The sequence below is a fragment of the Oligoflexus tunisiensis genome (assembly GCF_001748245.1).
Classification (GTDB): Bacteria; Bdellovibrionota_B; Oligoflexia; order Oligoflexales; family Oligoflexaceae; genus Oligoflexus; species Oligoflexus tunisiensis.
This window is the reverse complement of the sequence record NZ_BDFO01000001.1, coordinates 849,964-853,334: the sequence shown is the minus strand read 5'-3', so window position 1 is coordinate 853,334 and position 3,371 is coordinate 849,964. Positions and strand designations below refer to the sequence as shown.

The 3,371-nt window shown below is 52.6% G+C and carries 2 rRNA genes (1 of these 2 running past the window's edge); both read right to left on the bottom strand.

Going from position 1 to position 3,371, the window contains the following annotated elements:
- Positions 1 to 1,487, bottom strand: a 23S ribosomal RNA gene (locus OLTU_RS32235); it reaches 1,734 nt to the left of the window's first position.
- A 318-nt stretch (positions 1,488 to 1,805) separates the two neighbouring features.
- A 16S ribosomal RNA gene (locus OLTU_RS03820) occupies positions 1,806 to 3,338 on the bottom strand.
- Together the 16S and 23S rRNA genes form the textbook arrangement of a ribosomal RNA operon.
- Positions 3,339 to 3,371: the final 33 nt, after the last annotated feature.

The window sequence follows — 3,371 nt, the reverse complement described above, 5'->3', positions numbered from 1 at the left end:
CCGGGATATCCAACACCCGGCCTGACTGCCCTTCTCCACCCCCGCATCACTCCACACAAACGGTACGGGAATATTAACCCGTTTCCCATCGACTACGCCTTTCGGCCTCGCCTTAGGGTTCGACTAACCCTGGGAGGATTACCCTGGCCCAGGAAACCTTGGACTTTCGGCGGGACGGTTTTTCACCGTCCTTTTACGCTACTTATGCTAGCATGAGCTCTTGTGGTACCTCCAGCATCCCTCACGAGACACCTTCGCAGGCTGCCACAATACTCGCCTACCACCCTTGCGGGTCCATAGCTTCGGTGCCACACTTGAGCCCCGTTACATCTTCCGCGCAGGAGCACTTGACCAGTGAGCTGTTACGCTTTCTTTAAATGGTGGCTGCTTCTAAGCCAACATCCTGGCTGTCTGTGCACTCCCACAACGTTTTCCACTTAGTGTGATCTTTGGGACCTTAGCTGATGGTCTGGGCTCTTTCCCTCTCGACTACGAATCTTCTCACTCGCAGTCTGTCTCCCGGACTTTTGGCCGTACGGGTATTCGGAGTTTGACAGGGTTTGGTAATCTGGTGAGACCCCTAGCCCAATCAGTGCTCTACCCCCCGTAGGGAACGTCCGAGGCCATACCTAAATATGTTTCGGCGAGAACCAGCTATCACTGAGTTTGATTAGCCTTTCACCCCTACACACAGGTCATCACAGAATTTTTCAACATTCACGTGTTCGGTCCTCCACTAGGAATTACCCCAGCTTCAACCTGCCCATATGTAGATCACCCAGTTTCGGGTCTAATGCCACGGACTAAACGCCGCTTCGGACTCGCTTTCGCTGCGGCTCGGGTGCTTCACACCTTGGCCTTGCCTGTGACATTAACTCGCTAGCTCATTATGCAAAAGGCACGCCGTCACTTTCGCTCCGACTGCTTGTAAGCGCTCGGTTTCAGGATCTATTTCACTCCCCTCAACGGGGTTCTTTTCACCTTTCCCTCACGGTACTGATTCACTATCGGTCACCAGGTAGTATTTAGCCTTGGGAGATGGTCCTCCCGGATTCAGACAGGGTTTCACGTGCCCCGCCCTACTCAGGAACGGCTCGGATGCTTCACGATTTCGCTTACGGGATTATCACCCTCTATGACCGGACTTTCCAGACCGTTCAGCTATCGATTCACACCCTTATGAACCGCCCTACAACCCCGCTGGGTAAACCCATCGGTTTGGGCTCTTCCGTGTTCGCTCGCCGCTACTGACGGAATCTCTATTTGATTTCTTTTCCTCCGGGTACTGAGATGTTTCAGTTCCCCGGGTTAGCTCCTCCGCTCCTATGAATTCAGAGCGGGGTCATGCCGAAGCATGGGGTTTCCCCATTCGGACATCTCCGGATCAAAGCTTGCTAAGCAGCTCCCCGAAGCATTTCGCAGCTTGCCACGTCCTTCATCGCCTCCTGGTGCCAAGGCATCCACCGAACGCCCTTAGTAGCTTATTTTTCATTCGCCTTCCCCTTGCTTGACAGGATCAAGTCAAGAGATCGATTCCCGGTTTAAAGGAATCTGGAGAGAATCACTGCTACATTGAGTGTTACTGGTCTTTTCAGTTTCACCTGAAAAGGCTCAGTTATATTTCAATTGCCTTAAAACTTTTGAGGATTATTCACGATATTCAGTTGTCAAAGAGCGTCTGAAAAAAAATGCCCCGGTTAAGGGACAGATTCCTTCAAAGCTGAATAGAGAGACAGAGGAAGGAAAGACGAACGTCATTAACCTTCAGGATAGTCACTCGTTACCGAGTAGACATAAATCCTTAGAAAGGAGGTGATCCAGCCGCAGGTTCCCCTACGGCTACCTTGTTACGACTTCACCCCAATCACGGCCTCAACCTTGGTGAGCTGCTTCCTTGCGGTTGGCTCACTCACTTCTGGTTAAGACCACTTTCGTGGTGTGACGGGCGGTGTGTACAAGGCCCGGGAACGTATTCACCGCAGCGTGCTGATCTGCGATTACTAGCGATTCCAACTTCATGAAGTCGAGTTGCAGACTTCAATCCGGACTGAGATAGTGTTTTACGGATTAGCTCCACCTTGCGGTCTTGCAGCCGTCTGTTTCTACCATTGTAGTACGTGTGTAGCCCTGGCCGTAAGGGCCATGAGGACTTGACGTCATCCCCGCCTTCCTCCGGTTTAACACCGGCGGTCTTCCCAGAGTCCCCAACTTAATGCTGGTAACTGAGAACAGGGGTTGCGCTCGTTGCCGGACTTAACCGAACATTTCACAACACGAGCTGACGACAGCCATGCAGCACCTGTCCACGAGTCCCCGAAGGGAAAGGTACATCTCTGTACCGGTCTCGCGATGTCAAGGCCAGGTAAGGTTCTGCGCGTTGCTTCGAATTAAACCACATACTCCACCGCTTGTGCGGGCCCCCGTCAATTCCTTTGAGTTTTAGTCTTGCGACCGTACTTCCCAGGCGGGATACTTAATGTGTGAACTTTGGCACTCAGAGGGTTAACTCTCCGAACGCCTAGTATCCATCGTTTACGGTGCGGACTACCAGGGTATCTAATCCTGTTTGCTCCCCGCACTTTCGCACCTCAGCGTCAATACACTGCCAGGCAGGCGCCTTCGCCTCCGGTGTTCCACCTGATCTCTACGAATTTCACTTCTCCACCAGGTATTCCCCCACCCTCTCAGGTATTCAAGACAAGCGGTTTCAACTGCAGTTCCCGGGTTGAGCCCAGGTATTTCACAATTGACCTGCGAGTCCGCCTACGTGCGCTTTACGCCCAGTGATTCCGAGTAACGCTTGCACCTTTCGTATTACCGCGGCTGCTGGCACGAAATTAGCCGGTGCTTATTCTCGAGGTACCGTCAGCTGACCGGATTGTTCACCCTGCCAACCTTCTTCCCTCGCTAAAGAGCTTTACGACCCAAGGGCCTTCTTCACTCACGCGGCGTTGCTGCATCAGGGTTTCCCCCATTGTGCAATATTCCCTACTGCTGCCTCCCGTAGGAGTCTGGACCGTGTCTCAGTTCCAGTGTGACTGATCATCCTCTCAGACCAGTTACCCATCGTTGCCTTGGTGGGCCATTACCCCGCCAACTAGCTAATGGGACATGGGCCAATCCTTGAACGGTAGCCCTTGCGGCGCCACCTTTACTCTCGCGAGATTATGCGGTATTAGCTGTCGTTTCCAACAGTTATTCCCCATTCAAGGGCATGTTCCCATGTATTACTCACCCGTGCGCCACTTTACTCATCCCGAAGGACTTTCACGTTCGACTTGCATGTATTAGGCACGCCGCCAGCGTTCACTCTGAGCCAGGATCAAACTCTACAGTTTAAAACCTGACACGAGCCGAAGCTCGCTTTTTTT